Genomic DNA, 17323 nt, shown 5'->3' with positions numbered 1-17323 from the left:
GCGACACGTGGAGCTGACGGATACTAATCGATCGAGGCCTTCTCTTCAATTGATTTTTGTTTCAACCGTGTGTGTCGGTATCTAGTTTTGAAGGAATCATTATTTTTTCATACATATGAAGTGAAAACTGTTTCGGATTTTCTGATACAGTTTTTTTGTATTTGGGCCAAACACTACAAACCTTTCCTTGACATAGTATGAAAATACAGGGCTTTTCGAAAAATCAAGGATGTGTATATCCTTTGACTATTTTGGGAAAGCTGTCAATGGAGGTGAAACCCAATGGAACATTCAAAGGATAAGAGTTGTGTCATTTGCGAGCAAACAAAGGACCGCGGCATTTATTTGTACAATAGATATATTTGTTATGATTGCGAGCAAGTCATTTTGCAAACACAACCTGAGGATGAAGAATACAAAACCATTGTTAAAAAGTTAAAGGGTTTGGCTCATTCCACGTTATCCACATCATTGTAGTAAAAGCCAAGGTGGCAGGATCGCCTTGGCTTTTTTTTCGTTTATTTCCATTCGTCATCCTGTTTATGAAACTCTTTGTATGTATTCTATTCATTCCTGTCGCAGCATTTGCCAAACGCATAACCAGCGTGGGCAAATGCTGTGTCGACTGGTATAATAAAAGGAAAAGAAAGCGTGTATACGATGGACCAGAATCAACAACCTCTCGTTGATGTTTTGCAACGGCATAGCGCATCCGGGGCCATCAGTTTTCATGTGCCGGGGCATAAGCAAGGTGTTGTGCGTGGCTCGTTGAGTATTGAATGGGAAGCGTTACTGGCATATGATGCAACAGAAATTACAGGACTGGACGACCTTCATGCTCCAAGTGGACCGATTTTGAAGTCGCAACAGCTGCTCTCTTCGTATTATCATAGTTTGGAAAGTTACTTTTTGGTTGGAGGAAGTACGTCTGGGAATCTCGCAATGATTCTAGCAACTTGTCAAACGGATGACGTGGTGTTGGTGCAACGAAATGCACATCAATCCATTTTTCATGCGCTTGAGCTTGCTGGTGCTCGTCCTGTGCTGCTTGCCCCTACAATGGATAAGTCTACTGGAAAACCGGTGGGGATTGCTGTTGAGACGCTTCTCGAAGCAACAAATGCGTATCCGCAGGCGAAAACGCTCATTCTCACAACGCCGAATTATTATGGAATGGTGTCCGCCGCTATGGATGAATTAATCCAACAGGCGAAGGCGAGGTCATTAACGGTGCTTGTCGATGAAGCGCATGGCGTTCACTTTGCACTCGGCGCTCCATTTCCAACGTCAGCCCTTGCGTATGGTGCGGATGTGGTTGTGCAATCTACACATAAAATGCTGCCGTCGCTGACGATGGGCGCCTATCTACACGTTCACGAAAGAAGTCATATCTCTAGAGGACATATGGGGAGATTCCTTCGAAAGGTGCAAACCTCCAGTCCATCCTATTTAATTATGGCCTCTCTTGACGCAGCAAGACATTTTCTAGCGACGTTATCAGCTCACGACGTTGATCGCATCTGTAAAAGTGTAACGCGCTTTAAAAGAGAGCTCAGCACTATTCCAGGACTTACACTTGGATGTCCTGATGAACGAATTATAATGGATCCACTGAAGTTATTATTGTCTGTTGAAGGCGTGCCGGGGACAAGCTTTCAATCTGCTTTGGAAAAGGAAGGAATATTCCCGGAGCTGGTCGATGATGAGGATGTACTATTTATCTTTGGTCTCGCGCCAATCACGCCAATGGAACAGACCGACTGGAGGGGAGCCATTCAACGGGCTGTGAACAGTGTACGAGGGCTGCAAAGGCTGTCTGGAGGTAATAAGTCCCTCCAGGTTCCCATCCCTAACGTGAGCGCTTTTTCAATGAGCTATCACGCTTTAAGAGCATATAAAGAAACCAGTGTGCCTGTTACTGCTGCAGAAGGGTGGATTGCTGCGGAGAGCGTTGTTCCTTATCCGCCAGGCATCCCTCTGATTGCTCGAGGTGAGAGGATAACGACAGCACATTTAGAAAAGCTACAGCAGCTGATTGATCTACACGCTCACTTCCAAGGAAATCACGATGTGAAAGACGTAGGACTACTCGTTTTTACGAAAGATTAAGATAAGCCTTGCTCGTTCGGGTCAGGTGATGTTGATAGAGGAGCGTTTTTTATGAAAGGGTTTTTTCTCACATTTGAAGGACCAGATGGCTCAGGAAAAAGCACGCAGTTACAGCTTTTGCATACATTGTTAGCAGAGATGGGCATAGAAAGCATTGTTACTCGTGAGCCGGGAGGCACGGCGATTGGCGATGCTGTTCGTGGCATTTTACTGGATCCAGCGTATGGCGAGATGAAAATGGAAACGGAAATTTTACTGTATGCTGCTTCAAGAGCACAGCATGTCCATGAAGTCATTATGCCCGCGCTAAATGAAGGAAAAGTAGTGTTGTGTGATCGTTTTGTTGATGCGTCGGTCGCTTATCAAGGATCGGGACTGCCAGGTGACCTAGACGCGATTTTATCAATCAATCGTTTTGCGACTCGCCAGCTGGTGCCAGATCGTACTTATATGATGATGGTTTCAGCAGAAGAAGGTCGTGGTCGTTTAAATGCCCGCGCCGGCATTCATCTTGACCGAATTGAGGCAAGGGACCTTGCCTACCATCAGCGTGTGTATGAGGCTTTTCAGCGTATTGCTGAAAAGGATGCCAGTCGCGTCTTAAAAGTGGATGCGACGAAGTCTATCGATGAAATCCATACGAACGTTAAAACGGATTTTCTTACGTATTACCATTCAATCCGATAAGGAGGAACCCTGATGAAATTAATAATGGCTGTTGTACAAGATGATGATAGCGCTCGTTTGATGGAAGGGTTGGTTGAGGCGAAGTTCCGTGCAACAAAGCTTGCAAGCACCGGTGGTTTCTTGAGGTCAGGAAATACGACCTTCATGATCGGGGTTGACGATGAGAAGGTAGATAAGGTGCTGCATGTGATCCGTGAGAATTGTCAATCTCGCGAGCAGTTTATGTCGCCGATTTCTCCAATGGGTGGCAATACAGATTCGTATGTTCCCTACCCCATTGAGGTGGAGGTAGGCGGTGCAACGGTGTTCGTGCTTCCGATCGAAAAGTTCGTACAATACTAAAAAGCTATAGGATGAGTTGCAATGATGTCATGGAAGGACGTATCAAAAACACAGCCAAAGGCTTCCCAGTTACTGACAAGCAGCATGCGACGAAGCCGGCTCTCGCATGCGTATGTCTTTCAAGGGCCTCAGGGGGCTAAGAAAGAAGATACAGCCATGGTTTTTGCGATGAGCTTATTTTGTCATCATAAAACCGGTGTTGAGCCATGTGGATCTTGCCCGGACTGTAAAAGAGTTCGCTCGGGTAACCACCCGGACCTCCATGTGCTTTCACCTGATGGAGCGTCTATAAAAATTGACCAAATTCGCGCGTTACAAAAGGAATTTACGTATACGAGCATGGAGGCAGGATACAAGTTTTATATGATCCGGCAGGCCCATCTCCTGACGGTGCAAGCCGCCAACAGTCTGTTAAAATTTCTTGAAGAGCCTGGTCAACAGACAATCGCTGTGCTTTTGACAGATAGACCGTCTCGGTTGCTTGATACAATTATTTCGAGGTGTCAGTGCATTTCCTTCCAACCGGTCTCAATGGATGCATTAACCGCAGAGCTTGTTGAGGCAGGTGCTGGCGCCTTGAAAGCCCACTTGGCTTCCGCATTAACACAGGATGTACAAGCTGCCCTTCGGATGACAGAGGAAGAGTGGTTTGCAACCGCTCGAAATGTAGTGATACAATTAGAAAAGGCGATTGCCGATCATTCTGGTGAGGCATTGGCTATTGTCCAGGAGGACTGGGTTCCTTTAGCAAAGGATATGGAAAACCCTTCTTTGCTTTTTGATATCCTTTTGTTATGGTATAGAGATCTTTTGATGGTACATTCAGGTCAAACAAACAGGCTTTTTTTCCCAGACCAGCAGGAGTGCTTAGAGCGCCAAAGTCTCCGACAGTCTAAAGCTAAAACGGCTGCGCATGTCGCTGTTATTCTCGAGACGAAAAGACATTTAGAAGCCAACGCCAATATGCAATTGTTAGTTGAGCAGTTGGTATTTCGGTTGCAGGAGGGATAACGGTTTGTATGAAGTGGTAGGGATTCGTTTTAAAAAGGCCGGAAAAGTGTATTATTTCGATCCGACGGATATTCCGTTAGAGACCGGTCAATTTGTCATTGTGGAAACGGTCCGCGGGATTGAATATGGACGCGTTGATATCACTGGAAAAGTTGTGGGCGAACATGACATCGTTCTACCTCTTAAAAAGGTTATGCGTATGGCCACCACCCAGGATTCAGAAGCTGTTCGTAAAAATGAAGAGGCTGCCAGAGAAGCGTATGCTGTTGGCGTAGAAAAAATTCAAGAACATCAACTGGATATGAAGCTTGTTGATGTAGAATATACATTTGATCGCAATAAAGTCATTTTTTATTTCACTGCAGATGGGCGTGTTGATTTTCGTGGCCTTGTTAAGGATCTCGCGTCTGTCTTTCGCACGCGAATAGAATTGCGTCAGATTGGTGTAAGAGATGAAGCAAAGATGCTTGGAGGTATTGGTCCGTGTGGACGAATGCTGTGCTGTTCGACATTTCTCGGTGACTTTGAGCCAGTGTCTATCAAAATGGCAAAGGACCAAAACTTATCCTTAAATCCGACGAAGATATCGGGTCTTTGCGGTCGGCTAATGTGTTGCTTAAAATATGAGAATGATGAATACGAACAAGCCAAGCGAGAGCTTCCAGATGTAGGACAAACCTTGCACACGAAGCTTGGTAAAGGAAAAGTGACAGGGCTCAACATGTTGGAACGCCTCGTTCAGATAGAGCTTAAAGAGGAAGAGAAAACGATTGAATATTCTCTGGAGGAGCTTGTAGAAGACGGGGCGGTGACTAACGAAGCTGCTGACAGATGATGAGGTGGGACTGTTGGAGAAGAAAGAAGTATTTGACCGGGTAAGCCATATGGAAGAACAAATCGGTCAACTCTATATGCAATTAGGTGACTTAAAGCAGCACATTGCCGCTCTAATTGAAGAAAACCAACATCTAACGATGGAGAACGATCATCTGCGTCAGAGGCTTGATACGACACTTGATGCCGCAAAAACAGCACAAGAAAAGAAAAAAACTCGGAATTGGGATATTGGTGAGGGGTATGATAACCTTGCCCGCCTTTACCAGGAAGGCTTTCATATCTGTAACCTTCATTATGGGAGTGTTCGAAAGGAAGGCGGATGCCTGTTTTGTTTGTCCATCCTGAATAAAAAATAACAGTCGTATCGGCCTGTAAGGCGTAATTCACCTCCACGCACAGTAGATGTTGCTGTGGAGAGGAGGACACCTTAGAGGCCGTTTTTTTGGATCTATAGAAATGAAAGGACGTTGGGCATGCTACAGGAAAATGAACGAGTGGATTATTTGCCTGGGAGTCCACTGCAAATTATACAGAGCCCTGAAATCTTTAATTTTTCATTGGATGCGGTATTACTGGCGCGCTTTGCCTATCTTCCTATCCAAAAGGGCCGTATTTTAGACTTGTGTACAGGCAGTGGTGCCGTGCCTTTATTGGTAAGTGAGCGGACAAAAGGTCATATCACGGCCGTGGATATACAGCCGATACTGGCGGACATGACAAAGAGAAGTGTGGCGTTAAATCACCTCGCCGATCAAATTGACGTCATTGAAGGCAACCTGAAAGACATGCCATCCCGTTTCGGTCATGGAATTTTTGATATTGTGACGTGCAACCCACCCTATTTTCCAGTTCCTGAAGTTCTACATAGGAACGAGAGAGATACGCTTGCCATTGCGCGTCATGAAATTGAATGTACGCTCGAGGATGTCGTCCAGTCGTCCAGTCAGCTCCTGCGAGCAGGCGGAAAATTTGCCATGGTTCATCGCCCAGAGCGACTTGTATCGATCCTTGATACAATGCAAAGGTATCGTCTCGCACCGAAACGGATGCAGCTTGTGTACCCAAGGGCGAACAAGGACGCCAACACTCTACTGATCGAAGGGACGAAAGATGGGAAACCAGGTCTTACGATCCTTCCACCCCTGTTTATTTACGGAGAAGGAAACGCGTATACAGAGGAGGCGCACCGACAAATCTATGGAGAGTAGAGTCCATTACGTATATATAATTGAGTGTAAGGATGGCACGCTGTATACAGGCTATGCAACAAATGTGGATGAACGATTGCGCACGCATGCGTCTGGAAAAGGAGCAAGGTACACACGAGGGAGAGGCCCTTTTCAGCTACGTTACCAAGAGGCATTTGTTACAAAATCAGATGCGATGAAAAAAGAATGGCAGCTAAAAAGCCTGTCAAAAACGCAAAAATGGGCACATATTCGCAGGTATGAAGAAGAGGTGAAAAACGGTGGAGCAGAATCAAAAGGGGACATTGTATTTGGCGGCAACGCCGATCGGTAATCTTGAAGATATTACGTACCGTGTTGTGAGAATTCTTAACGAAGTGGATATCATCGCTGCGGAGGACACAAGGGTGACACAGAAGCTATGCAATCATTATTCCATTGAGCGCCCGCTCACAAGCTATCATGAGCATAATAAAGCAACAAGTGGCACCGCGCTGCTGAAAAGACTGCGGGAGGGCCAACACGTAGCCCTTGTTTCCGATGCGGGAACACCGGCTGTATCAGATCCTGGATACGACTTGGTCGTCCAAGCGATTAAAGAAGGGGTTACAGTCGTTCCATTGCCAGGTGCTAGTGCCGCTGTGACAGCATTAATTGCCTCAGGCTTACCAACCGAACGTTTTTATTTTTTAGGTTTCCTACCTCGAAAAGAGGCGGATAAAAGAAATGCATTGCAAAAAGCAGCCGAAACGGAGGCCACCTTGCTTTTTTATGAATCGCCACACCGGGTGAAGGACACTCTTTGGACGATAAAAGAGGCTTTTGTAGACTGTGAGGTGGTTGCTGCACGGGAGCTGACAAAAAAATTTGAACAATTTGTTCGTGGCTCGGCAGACGACGTCCTTACGCATTTCACGGAAAATGCGCCAAAAGGGGAGTTCTGCATCGTGGTGAGCCAGATCGTTTTAGCGAACGATGAGAATGAAGTGTGGTGGGCCGGATTGAGCACACAGGATCATGTCCAGACCTATGTAGCAAAAGGCCATACATCAAAAGAAGCGATTAAATTGACCGCTGTGGATCGAGATTTGCCTAAGCGTGATGTATATGCCACCTTTCATATATCCACTGAAGCCGATGGCAGCGAATAGACGTCAGATAAAAAAAACACCTGAGGCACTAGGCTTAAGGTGTTTTTTGCTTCAGTCATTTATGATCTATTGCTAAGCTGTCTTTGAAGCTCGTTTAATACTTCTTCAGCGCCTTCATGACTTAGGACGATCTTGCCGCCTGCGATAGAAAAATTTTGTTCAGAAACTTCTCCAGTCACTTGGCATGTCATTGTAGGCTTGTACTTTTTTAAGATGATACGATCATCATCCACGTAGATTTCCAATGCGTCCTTCTCAGCAATTTCCAAAGTGCGTCGAAGTTCGATAGGAATAACCACTCTTCCCAATTCGTCAACTTTTCTAACAATCCCAGTAGATTTCAATGTCGTTGCTCCTTCCCAAAATTCGGTCCCATTTTTTTCGTCAACTTTCGACAATTTATTTATGTGTACTTATCGTACCAGTCTTTCCCATACTCGTCAATGTTTTTCAACTATTCCTAGTTGATTAATTTGTGACGGACGGGATTTCACCGTAGATCAGAGATGCTTATATACTCTTTATCCGTTTCTCGGTGAATCAAAACGTTTATACGAAAAAAGTACCTAATACGACATTTTTCGACATGAAATGTCAGGCTATGAGGAGGGGGTATAAATTCCTACCATTTTCCTACACTAGATGGTATGGAATTGTAAGTTCGTGCGTCCGTTGGCGTCGCGAATTCAACAGTAAATAACTACAGACACTAGAGAAATGTCATGGTAGCATAGGACATAGGATTGGATTCAACAAGGAGGAGACCGTTTTGTCTAAATCATTCTATCTGACTACCCCAATTTATTATCCAAGTGGAAAATTGCATATTGGTCACGCGTACACAACTGTGGCAGGTGATGCGATTGCACGGTATAAACGCATGCGCGGTTTCGATGTGATGTATTTGACAGGCACCGACGAGCATGGTCAAAAGATTCAACGAAAGGCAGAGGAGCAAGGTGTTCAGCCATTAGAGTACTTAGATGAAATGGCGAAAAGCATTCAACAGCTTTGGGCCAAGCTCGACATCACATACGATGACTTTATTCGCACAACTGAACAACGTCATAAAACGGTCGTCGAACTTTTCTTCCAAAAACTGATTGATCAAGGCGACATTTATTTAGGTGAATATGAAGGCTGGTATTCGGTTCAAGATGAAACTTATTATGCTGAACATGACCTTGTCGATGGAAGAAGTCCTGACAGTGGACATCTTGTAGAGCTTGTTAAAGAAGAATGCTACTTTTTTAAGGTGAGCAATTATGCCGATCGATTGCTTGCGTTTTATGAGGAGCACCCTGATTTCATCCATCCCGTCTCAATTAAGAATGAGATGGTCAACAATTTCTTGAAGCCGGGATTAGAGGATCTTGCTGTATCACGAACAACCTTTGACTGGGGCGTCAAAGTCCCTGAAAACCCAAAGCATGTCGTTTACGTTTGGGTCGATGCCCTCATTAACTATATCGCTGCGCTTGGATTTGGCACGGAGAACAATGAAAAATATGAGAAGTATTGGCCTGCGGATGCCCATATTATAGGGAAGGACATTGCCCGTTTTCATACGATCTATTGGCCGATTATGCTGATGGCCTTGGATCTGCCATTGCCGAAAAAAATCTTCGCTCACGGCTGGTTTCTAATGAAGGATGGGAAAATGTCAAAATCAAAGGGCAATGTCATTGATCCAGAGTCGTTAATGGATCGGTATGGCTTGGATGCCCTTCGCTATTACCTGCTTCGAGAAGTCCCATTTGGTCAGGACGGTGTTTTTACGCCTGAGGGCTTTATTGATCGCGTCAATTATGACTTGGCGAATGATTTAGGAAATCTGCTGAACCGAACGGTAGCGATGATCACAAAGTACTTCGATGGAGAACTTCCTGTTGTCAAACAAGCCATCAATGATGTGGATAGCGATCTTGAGCAAAGTGCGATGGAAGCGATTCGCAATTACGAAGCAGCAATGGAGGACTTCCAATTTTCAGTTGCGCTTTCTAGTGTTTGGGATTTTATTCGCCGAACAAATAAATATATCGACGAAACCCAGCCTTGGATGCTCGCAAAGGACGACGACAAAAAGGAACAGCTTGAATCTGTTATGTATCATTTGGCTGAATCTCTTCGTATTGTTTCTTTGCTCCTTGAACCATTTTTCACAAAAACATCAAAGGAAATGCGAAGACAACTTGGTGTGACGGATAGTGCCCTTAGCAGTTGGGCATCATTAAACAGCTTTGGTGCCATTCAAGCCACTGTCACCGTTCAAAAAGGGGAGCCTATTTTCCCTAGGCTAGATAAAGAAGAAGAAGTGGCTCATATTGTCGCCGATATGAAAAAGAACGCTCCAGTAAAACCAGTAGAAGTTGAAACACCTGAAGAAGTAGAGCCAACGCCAGAGATTAACATCGATGAGTTTCGAAAGGTGGAGCTTCGCGTCGCAGAGATTCTTAGTGTGGAATCTGTGAAAAAGGCGGACAAGCTATTAAAGCTAAAGCTTGATGTCGGTTTTGAGACTCGTCAGGTCGTTTCAGGAATTGCAGAGCATTATACCGCTGAGGAGCTTGTCGGACGCAAGGTGATTTGTGTGTTTAACCTTAAACCAGTTAAGCTTCGAGGAGAATTGTCACAGGGCATGATCCTTGCAGGTGAAAAAGATGGCGTGTTATCATTGGCAACAGTGGATAAACATTTGCCTAACGGTAGTGTGGTTTCGTAATTGTTTGTTTCATAATCGTCTAAAAGCCGTTCGTATCGCTTTGTATAAGCGATATGACGGTTTTTTTATGAGCGAGTAGGCCTGCGTAAAACATCACAACAGGAACGTTTGTTCTTGAAATTACACTTGCCTTATGAGATTCTATCCTTAAGAAAAAAAGCAACGAATTTTTAATAAATGTGGAGCTTTCTTGATAAAATCTTAAGGAACAGATTGCCAATGTAACTAAAATGAAATTTTTTCGAAAGCGATCTGAAACGAAACTATGCTAGACTATGGCAGAATTACAGGAGTTGAAGCAATGAAATTATTTGATACACACACCCATCTAAACGTCCATCAGTTCGATGAAGATCGGGAAGAGACATACCAGCGAGCAAAAGACGCTGGCGTTGAAAAAATGATTGTCGTTGGATTTGATACAGAAACGATTGAGAGCGCTTTGGCGTTCGCCGAGTCGCATGACGACGTATTTGCGGCTTGCGGTTGGCACCCTGTTGATGCAATTGATATGACCGAACGTGATCTTAATTATTTAGAGGAGCTTGCACTCGCAAAAAAAATCGTTGCACTTGGTGAGATGGGTCTCGATTACCATTGGGACAAATCTCCTGCAGACGTTCAAAAAGAAGTGTTTGTCAGACAGATTCAGCTAGCAAAACGTACGAAGCTGCCTATTATTATTCACAATCGAGAAGCGACACGTGATGTTGTGGATATTCTGAAAGCTGAACGTGCAGAAGAAGTTGGGGGCGTCATGCATTGCTTCGCTGGTGATGTAGACATTGCGAAGGAATGCCTCGACATGGGTTTTTACATATCTTTCGGGGGACCCGTAACATTTAAAAATGCACATATGCCGAAGGAAGTAGCCAAAATTGTTCCAGCAGATCGTCTGTTAATAGAAACAGATTGTCCTTTTCTTGCGCCACACCCATATCGTGGGAAGCGCAATGAGCCAGCGTATGTCCGGCTCGTTTGCGAGCAAATTGCGGCGCTCCGGGATGAGCCGGAGGAAGATGTTGCACAGCAAACGTACGACAATGCATGTCGTCTTTTCGGACTTAATTTATAATTTTTTGTCGAGTGGGTTTCGGGAATTGGAAATTCGCTCGACAAATCGACAAAAACCTTTGAAGAACGTGCGTTGAGCAAGGTTTCTGTCGATGGGTTTTCCTTCCTTTCTCGCCCTCGTCCTCTTATAATTTGACGTACGGTTCGTGACTTGGGCACTTGACATTGCGGAAGGACCTGCTTATAATTCACTCCGTTGTAAAGGAGGCGTGTGAAAGCATGTCAAAAAAGAAATCGAACGTAATGGGTTCCATGTTACACAAAAAAGCGTTTTTCGTCGGAATACTGTCAGTCGTCGGGTTTTTAGCTTTGTTCTCACTGTTTATGTTTGAGGTAACGAAATCTACAGTTGCTCTAAACATTGACGGTGAAAAAACGACCATCCGAACACATGCAACGACGGTTGAAGAAGCGCTGAAACAGGTGTCCATAAGTCTATCTGCACATGACATTGTTGTGCCGTCAAAAGAAACCAAAGTTTTTGACGACATGCATGTAACATGGCAGGCAGCAAGCAAAGTCACTGTTTTAGAAGATGGGAAGAAGGTTGATGAGCTTTGGACAACAGCTGCCACTGTTGGCGATCTAGTTGAGCGTGGAGAACTCCCTCTCAATGAAAATGATCAAATTAAAGCAGCTTCCGACACCCCGATTAACGGACCGAACACAAACATACAAATAGACAAAGCATTTGAAGTAGCCTTGAAGGTAGGTACGGAGAAAGCGGGTCCTGCTATGACAACTTCGACTACCGTCGCTGACTTTTTGCGCAACCAAGAAATTAAACTGCGAGAGCTTGACAAGGTAAAACCGGAGCTAGATGAAATGATCTCCAAAGGTGATACAGTGACAGTGACGCGTGTTGAAAAAGTCACCGATGTAGTGGAAGAGGAATCCGGGTTTGCCACAGTTACGAAAAAAGACAAATCGCTGGATAAAGGGTCAAAAAAGGTTGTTGAGCAAGGTGTGCCTGGAATTGTGGCAAAGCACTTTGAGGTCACCCTTGAAAATGGCAAAGAGGTTTCCCGTGAGCTTTTGAAACAAGAGACGGTAAAAGAAAGCCAAGACAAGGTTGTTGCGATTGGTGACAAGGCACAGGAAGTTATGCTTGCATCTGCAGGCAGCGGCAGCTCTTCACAGCCTTCTCGAAGCAACAGCTCTGGCGGTCGTGAAATTTATGTGAAAAGTACAGCTTATACAGCCTACTGTGCGGGTTGCTCAGGGAAAACAGCAACAGGCTATGACCTTCGTGCCAATCCAGGAGCAAAAGTCATTGCTGTCGATCCTAGTGTCATTCCTTTAGGTACTAAAGTGTATGTTGAAGGATACGGTGATGCCATTGCGTCCGATACAGGGTCTGCGATTAAAGGAAACAAAATTGACGTCTTTTTCCCTTCAAAACAACAAGCTTACTCTTGGGGCGTCAAAAACGTGAAAATCCGTATTTTAGAATAGGTTCGTTCTAAGACAAAAACAGTGTTTTGTTAAAGTGTATAAAGTTGAGTTGCGAACTGTTGATGAAAGCCAGGCGATATGTGCCTGGTTCTTTTTTTGTTTTACGGGTATCTTGCTTTGCGTAACGAAGAGCACCTGCTAAAAGGTTTACTGAGTTCTTTACGTGGTAGAATGGAAGACGTCGAGTGCTTTTCTTTTTTTGGCACCGCACGTATAATAAAACGGGTTCTCTGTTGTTCTTATTAATAATGTACCCATTTGACGAAGAAACTAACGTAAAAGTTTCATTATTGGAGGAAATTTTTTTGAATATACATGAAATCATTGTTGTTGAGGGAAAATCTGATACACAAGCGATTACGCGCGCGGTCCATGCAGATACGATTGAGACAAACGGATCTGCTGTATCTGAGGAAACCCTGCAGGCAATCGAAAAAGCATTTGAGCGCAGAGGTGTCATTGTTTTAACTGACCCCGACTATCCGGGACAACGTATACGTCATATTGTGACCCAACGTGTTCCAGGTGCAAAGCAAGCGTTCATTGATCGAAAGCAAGCGCATTCCGGTACACCTTCGAAAAGCCTCGGCGTTGAGCATGCGAGCATAGAGGCGATTCAGGAAGCGCTGCTGCACGTGTATACACCAAAGGGTGCGGAGACGGCTCAGGATGCGATTCCACAACGTATGTTGATTCAGGCAGGGCTTATCGGTGGACCGACCTCAAGGGCGCGACGAAAACGATTGGGTGAGTTGCTTAGGATCGGATATACAAACGGGAAGCAGCTGCAGCAGAGGTTACGAATGTTTCAAATTACTCATGACGAGGTTGCTCGGGCTTTGGAAACGATGGATAAGGAGGGTTTGTCATGAAGGCAAAAGACATCGCAACACTCTCTCGCACGAAGGATATATTGAGTCGGCACGGTTTTGCATTTAAGAAAAGCCTTGGACAAAACTTTCTCATCGATACGAATGTTCTTCATAATATTACTGAAGCCGCTGAAATAACGAAAGATGACGCGGTGATCGAAATTGGACCTGGTATTGGTTCCTTGACAGAACAAATTGCTCGTAAAGCAGGTTGTGTTGTTGCTTATGAAATTGACCAAAGGCTTATTCCAATTCTTCAGGAAACACTCGCTCCATATGACAACATCACCGTCCTAAATGAGGACATTTTGAAGGCCAATGTCGCTGAAATGATTCAAGAGCAGCTAAGTGGGTATACGTCAATTAAAGTTGTAGCAAATCTTCCTTATTATGTAACGACCCCGATTTTATTAAAATTACTTCAAGAAAACCTGCCTTTGTCGTGCATTGTCGTCATGCTCCAAAAAGAAGTCGGTGAGAGAATGACCGCAGCACCAGGAAACAAAACGTATGGATCGCTGTCTATCGCTGTTCAATATTATACGACAGCTGCTATGGCAATGACCGTACCGAAGACGGTTTTTGTTCCGCAACCAAATGTCGACTCAGCAGTGATTCGATTAGATGTCCGCACTGCTCCAGTAGCAGAAGTGAAAGATGAAGCCTTTTTCTTTACTGTTATTCGGACAGCTTTTTCGAAACGGAGAAAAACACTACTGAACAATCTTCTTTCTCTCAATCCTGCGGATGCAGAAGTGCCCTATGACAAGCCTTATTTACAAGAAACGCTTGCTGCATTGGGAATTGATGGCACAAGACGAGCGGAGACGCTCAACATTGCTGAATTTGCGGCAATCGCTAATAAACTAGGGTGTGTCTGAGAACTCAGAAGGGAGCAGATGTTGCCGATTTTTCGTTCCAAGCAAAGCGCCTTGTACCGGACGTACGTCAAGGAAAAGGAACGAAGCAGGGGACAAAAAGGCAGTGACAGATGCCTCTGAGCGAGTTTTAGGACACGCCCTAAGCTAAGGCACGATTTCCGAGCCCTTCTCATAGACTGATGTGGAAGTCAGCGGACGGCAGGAGGAAACGAATGGAAATCAAAGTTGGCGATGTGGTTGCAAGAGTTTCGTATGGAAAAGATGTGTTGTTTCGTGTGGTCGGCTTTGAAGGGGCGCCCGCTCATACAGCCATTTTGGCAGGAGAAGAGCTGCGTCTTATGGCCGATGCGCCCGTAGATGATTTGCAAATAGTCAATGAACGTGAGAAGCAGGAGAAACGCAAGTTCTTTGAAGAAAAAACAAACATGTCCTATAGGTTGTTTCGGCAAGACCATGTGTTTCAACAAGAAAAAAATGCATATCGTGTGCAACAACCATCACATGATGTGAAAACGTTTAGAATGCCAGGGAAGGTTCTCCATATCGATGGGGACCCACTGTATTTAAAAAAATGCATGGAATTATATGATAAGCTTGAGATTCCTGTCTATAGTGTTCACCTAAAAGAAAAAGAAATGCCGGATAAAATCATTGGCTTGCTAGAGCTGGCACGACCTGACATTCTCGTCATTACGGGACATGATGCGTACATCAAGGGCAAAGGAACCAAAAATGAGCTTAAAGCGTATCGACACTCGAGGTATTTTGCCAAAACGGTTTATGAAGCCCGACGAAGGATGCCCCATTTAGACCAATTGATTATTTTTGCAGGCGCATGTCAGTCGCATTTTGAATCGCTCATACGTGCAGGTGCGAATTATGCTTCATCACCTGGGCGTGTAAACATCCATGCATTAGATCCGGTCTATGTCGTGGCAAAGCTGAGCTATACGCCATTTATGGAGCGTGTGCATACGTGGGATGTGCTGAAAAATACACTGAGTGGCGAGAAAGGGCTTGGAGGTATTGAAAGCAGAGGACTTTTGCGCACGGGCATGCCATATACGCCTGTCGATAACCCACCTGAAATGGGAGTTTAATAAAAATAAAAACAACAAATATGCCAGTTTGCACATAGTCTCACAAAGTGTGGGTAAAATAAAAAAGATTTCAGAGGAGAAATTAGGCATAAATGTGTTGACATCCTGTTAGCTCAATTGTTATAATTTAAATTTTAATTTGACTCTGTTGTCTAAATGTGATACGCTTGTTACAGTGAGGTGGTTGCGAGTGGCAAAAACATTGACGGATATCAAACGAACGTTGGATGGTCACTTAGGCCAGCGGCTCGTTCTTAGAGCCAATGGTGGTCGGAGGAAGACAGTAGAGCGTGCTGGGATCTTATCGGAAACGTACCCTTCCGTTTTTATTGTTGAATTGGATCAAGATGAAAACTCTTTTGAACGTGTTTCTTATAGCTACGCTGATGTATTGACTGAAACAGTGGAGCTTATGTTCTTTGAAGACAATCAGGAAAAGTTGGCATTGAGCGGGCAGTAAACAATCGTTTGCTGCTTTTTCTTATGCCAAAGTGCAATAAAATCCTCTAGGCTGCGCATACTATAAATGCTGTAGCCAAAGGGGGTTTTTTTATTGGGCAGAAGAAGAGGCGTTATGTCTCAAGCGTTCAAAGACGAGCTAGCGAAGGAATTAGGGTTTTATGATACCGTGCAAAAAGATGGATGGGGCGGTATCACCGCGAGGGATGCGGGCTCAATGACGAGAAGAGCCATTGAACTTGCGGAGGCCCATTTAGCAAATCAAAAACACCAACAGTAATGGTTCAGCAAAAGCACGAGGCGCGTCTGACGCTCTCGTGCTTCTTTAACATATCGCAACAACTGCATTATCATTTGTTGCAAATTATTTGCTTCATGAGTTCACAACACCCCATCTATGGTAAAATAGCCACAGAATGATGACAATGTCATCGTAAGGAAGAGAAGAAGGATCGGAGGTGGGTCCGTGAAAATATTTATAAAAGCCCCTGCCAAGATTAATTTATCTTTGGATGTTTTACATAAAAGACAAGATGGGTTTCACGAAGTAAAAATGATTATGACAACAATTGATTTATCAGATCGGATAGAGTTGACAGACTTGCCATCAAATCGAATTCAGCTTGTCTCTCAACATCGATTTGTTCCAAACGACCACCGTAATTTAGCATACCGTGCGGCGGCATTGCTGCAGGAGACGTACAACGTCAACAGAGGTGTGAAAATTGCTCTGCAGAAACGTATTCCTGTTGCGGCAGGGTTGGCTGGCGGCAGTAGTGATGCTGCAGCCGTGTTGCGAGGATTAAATCGTCTTTGGGACCTAAGGTTATCGCTACCTGAGCTCGCAAAGCTCGGGGCTCAAATTGGCTCAGACGTCTCTTTTTGTGTGCACGGAGGAACCGCCTTAGCAACAGGTCGCGGAGAAGTCATTACACCATTGCCACCACCTCCTTCATGTTGGGTAGTGCTGGCGAAACCAACCGTAGGGGTGTCAACTGCAGACGTCTACGGACAATTTAACGTCAATCAAACGATCCACCCAGATGTAGAAGGAATGGTGGATGCATTGTATCGACAAGACTATCACCAGATATGTGCCCTGCTTGGGAATGCCCTTGAGCCTATTACAATGAAATTACATCCGGAAGTTGCCCAAATTAAGGAGCAAATGCACCGCTTCGGCGCCGATGCTGTATTGATGAGTGGAAGTGGTCCAACCGTTTTTGCTCTAGTTCACCACGAATCGAGAATGCAACGCATTTATAATGGCCTAAGAGGGTTTTGTGATCAGGTATACACGGTTCGTATGGATGGCGAACCAAATATGAGCTGACAAGCTTTCTGTGTCACTGTGTAAGAAATAACACAATCCTCATGACTCAATAGACTTGTATAAACACGTATGAATTTGTTATAGTAAGGATTAAATATTCGGT

The 17323-nt window shown here is 44.6% G+C and carries 20 protein-coding genes; 19 read left to right on the top strand and 1 reads right to left on the bottom strand.

Translation table 11 applies throughout. The features are described 5' to 3' along the window. Nucleotides 1-282: 282 nt before the first annotated feature. The 10 genes from EV213_RS19245 (at nucleotide 283) to rsmI (ending at nucleotide 7324) form a co-directional block, all read left to right on the top strand. On the top strand, nucleotides 283-477 hold the full coding sequence (locus EV213_RS19245) for a sigma factor G inhibitor Gin (protein WP_133582202.1): 195 nt from the start codon (nucleotides 283-285) through the stop codon (nucleotides 475-477). A 183-nt stretch (nucleotides 478-660) separates the two neighbouring features. Further along, a complete protein-coding gene (locus EV213_RS19240; RefSeq protein WP_133582201.1) occupies nucleotides 661-2109 on the top strand; it encodes an aminotransferase class I/II-fold pyridoxal phosphate-dependent enzyme in 1449 nt (482 codons plus the stop codon). 51 nt (nucleotides 2110-2160) lie between these two features. Beyond that, nucleotides 2161-2796: a dTMP kinase gene (gene tmk, locus EV213_RS19235; RefSeq protein ID WP_133582200.1), complete on the top strand. Its 636-nt coding sequence runs from the start codon at nucleotides 2161-2163 to the stop codon at nucleotides 2794-2796. A gap of 12 nt (nucleotides 2797-2808) precedes the next feature. Further along, nucleotides 2809-3138, top strand: a complete 330-nt coding sequence (locus EV213_RS19230) for a cyclic-di-AMP receptor (RefSeq protein WP_133582199.1) — start codon at nucleotides 2809-2811, stop codon at nucleotides 3136-3138. Between the two features lie 21 nt (nucleotides 3139-3159). Continuing rightward, nucleotides 3160-4149, top strand: coding sequence for a DNA polymerase III subunit delta' (gene holB / locus EV213_RS19225; RefSeq protein ID WP_133582198.1), 990 nt, complete (start codon nucleotides 3160-3162; stop codon nucleotides 4147-4149). Nucleotides 4150-4153: 4 nt separating this feature from the next. Then, entirely contained in the window at nucleotides 4154-4984 is an 831-nt protein-coding gene (locus EV213_RS19220) for a PSP1 domain-containing protein (RefSeq protein WP_133582197.1), read from the top strand. Nucleotides 4985-4997: 13 nt separating this feature from the next. After that, on the top strand, nucleotides 4998-5342 hold the full coding sequence (yabA, locus tag EV213_RS19215) for a DNA replication initiation control protein YabA (protein WP_133582196.1): 345 nt from the start codon (nucleotides 4998-5000) through the stop codon (nucleotides 5340-5342). A gap of 117 nt (nucleotides 5343-5459) precedes the next feature. Beyond that, nucleotides 5460-6194, top strand: coding sequence for a tRNA1(Val) (adenine(37)-N6)-methyltransferase (locus EV213_RS19210; protein WP_133582195.1), 735 nt, complete (start codon nucleotides 5460-5462; stop codon nucleotides 6192-6194). After that, complete coding sequence (locus EV213_RS19205; RefSeq protein ID WP_133582194.1) at nucleotides 6184-6507, top strand: GIY-YIG nuclease family protein; 324 nt, start codon at nucleotides 6184-6186, stop codon at nucleotides 6505-6507. Before EV213_RS19210 ends, EV213_RS19205 begins: the two co-directional genes overlap by 11 nt. Next, on the top strand, nucleotides 6455-7324 hold the full coding sequence (rsmI, locus tag EV213_RS19200) for a 16S rRNA (cytidine(1402)-2'-O)-methyltransferase (RefSeq protein WP_133582193.1): 870 nt from the start codon (nucleotides 6455-6457) through the stop codon (nucleotides 7322-7324). The genes EV213_RS19205 and rsmI overlap by 53 nt, the downstream gene beginning before the upstream one ends. Nucleotides 7325-7383: 59 nt before the next feature. On the opposite strand, the gene EV213_RS19195 is transcribed toward rsmI, so the two are convergent. Continuing rightward, a complete protein-coding gene (locus EV213_RS19195) occupies nucleotides 7384-7668 on the bottom strand; it encodes an AbrB/MazE/SpoVT family DNA-binding domain-containing protein (protein WP_133582192.1) in 285 nt (94 codons plus the stop codon). A 425-nt stretch (nucleotides 7669-8093) separates the two neighbouring features. Between EV213_RS19195 and metG the strand changes: the two genes are divergently transcribed. The 9 genes from metG to ispE all read left to right on the top strand — a co-directional run bounded on the left by metG (nucleotide 8094) and on the right by ispE (nucleotide 17220). Then, entirely contained in the window at nucleotides 8094-10046 is a 1953-nt protein-coding gene (gene metG / locus EV213_RS19190) for a methionine--tRNA ligase (RefSeq protein ID WP_133582191.1), read from the top strand. 301 nt (nucleotides 10047-10347) lie between these two features. After that, on the top strand, nucleotides 10348-11121 hold the full coding sequence (locus tag EV213_RS19185; protein ID WP_133582190.1) for a TatD family hydrolase: 774 nt from the start codon (nucleotides 10348-10350) through the stop codon (nucleotides 11119-11121). 218 nt (nucleotides 11122-11339) lie between these two features. Beyond that, nucleotides 11340-12575 (top strand): G5 and 3D domain-containing protein, encoded by a 1236-nt coding sequence (locus tag EV213_RS19180; protein WP_243740277.1) that lies wholly within the window; start codon nucleotides 11340-11342, stop codon nucleotides 12573-12575. Nucleotides 12576-12880: 305 nt separating this feature from the next. After that, a complete protein-coding gene (gene rnmV, locus EV213_RS19175; protein ID WP_133582189.1) occupies nucleotides 12881-13447 on the top strand; it encodes a ribonuclease M5 in 567 nt (188 codons plus the stop codon). Continuing rightward, nucleotides 13444-14328: a 16S rRNA (adenine(1518)-N(6)/adenine(1519)-N(6))-dimethyltransferase RsmA gene (gene rsmA / locus EV213_RS19170; RefSeq protein ID WP_133582188.1), complete on the top strand. Its 885-nt coding sequence runs from the start codon at nucleotides 13444-13446 to the stop codon at nucleotides 14326-14328. Before rnmV ends, rsmA begins: the two co-directional genes overlap by 4 nt. Nucleotides 14329-14540: 212 nt before the next feature. Further along, a complete protein-coding gene (gene yabG, locus EV213_RS19165) occupies nucleotides 14541-15428 on the top strand; it encodes a sporulation peptidase YabG (protein WP_133582187.1) in 888 nt (295 codons plus the stop codon). 190 nt (nucleotides 15429-15618) lie between these two features. Next, nucleotides 15619-15888 carry a biofilm formation stimulator Veg gene (gene veg, locus EV213_RS19160; protein WP_133582186.1) on the top strand — a complete coding sequence of 90 codons (270 nt, stop codon included), beginning with the start codon at nucleotides 15619-15621 and terminating at the stop codon, nucleotides 15886-15888. 93 nt (nucleotides 15889-15981) lie between these two features. After that, nucleotides 15982-16167, top strand: a complete 186-nt coding sequence (locus EV213_RS19155) for a small, acid-soluble spore protein, alpha/beta type (protein ID WP_133582185.1) — start codon at nucleotides 15982-15984, stop codon at nucleotides 16165-16167. Nucleotides 16168-16353: 186 nt separating this feature from the next. Next, nucleotides 16354-17220, top strand: a complete 867-nt coding sequence (gene ispE / locus EV213_RS19150) for a 4-(cytidine 5'-diphospho)-2-C-methyl-D-erythritol kinase (RefSeq protein ID WP_133582184.1) — start codon at nucleotides 16354-16356, stop codon at nucleotides 17218-17220. Nucleotides 17221-17323: the final 103 nt, after the last annotated feature.

The sequence above is a fragment of the Aureibacillus halotolerans genome (assembly GCF_004363045.1).
In the GTDB taxonomy this organism is placed as follows: Bacteria; Bacillota; Bacilli; order Bacillales; family DSM-28697; genus Aureibacillus; species Aureibacillus halotolerans.
This window is presented reverse-complemented; position numbering and strand designations above follow the sequence as displayed.

Coding starts and splice junctions, on each gene's coding strand:
- EV213_RS19245 (WP_133582202.1), top strand. CDS start 283: ATGGAACATTCAAAGGATAAGAGTTGTGTCATTTGCGAGCAAACAAAG.
- EV213_RS19240 (WP_133582201.1), top strand. CDS start 661: ATGGACCAGAATCAACAACCTCTCGTTGATGTTTTGCAACGGCATAGC.
- tmk (WP_133582200.1), top strand. CDS start 2,161: ATGAAAGGGTTTTTTCTCACATTTGAAGGACCAGATGGCTCAGGAAAA.
- EV213_RS19230 (WP_133582199.1), top strand. CDS start 2,809: ATGAAATTAATAATGGCTGTTGTACAAGATGATGATAGCGCTCGTTTG.
- holB (WP_133582198.1), top strand. CDS start 3,160: ATGATGTCATGGAAGGACGTATCAAAAACACAGCCAAAGGCTTCCCAG.
- EV213_RS19210 (WP_133582195.1), top strand. CDS start 5,460: ATGCTACAGGAAAATGAACGAGTGGATTATTTGCCTGGGAGTCCACTG.
- EV213_RS19205 (WP_133582194.1), top strand. CDS start 6,184: ATGGAGAGTAGAGTCCATTACGTATATATAATTGAGTGTAAGGATGGC.
- EV213_RS19185 (WP_133582190.1), top strand. CDS start 10,348: ATGAAATTATTTGATACACACACCCATCTAAACGTCCATCAGTTCGAT.
- EV213_RS19180 (WP_243740277.1), top strand. CDS start 11,340: ATGTCAAAAAAGAAATCGAACGTAATGGGTTCCATGTTACACAAAAAA.
- rsmA (WP_133582188.1), top strand. CDS start 13,444: ATGAAGGCAAAAGACATCGCAACACTCTCTCGCACGAAGGATATATTG.
- yabG (WP_133582187.1), top strand. CDS start 14,541: ATGGAAATCAAAGTTGGCGATGTGGTTGCAAGAGTTTCGTATGGAAAA.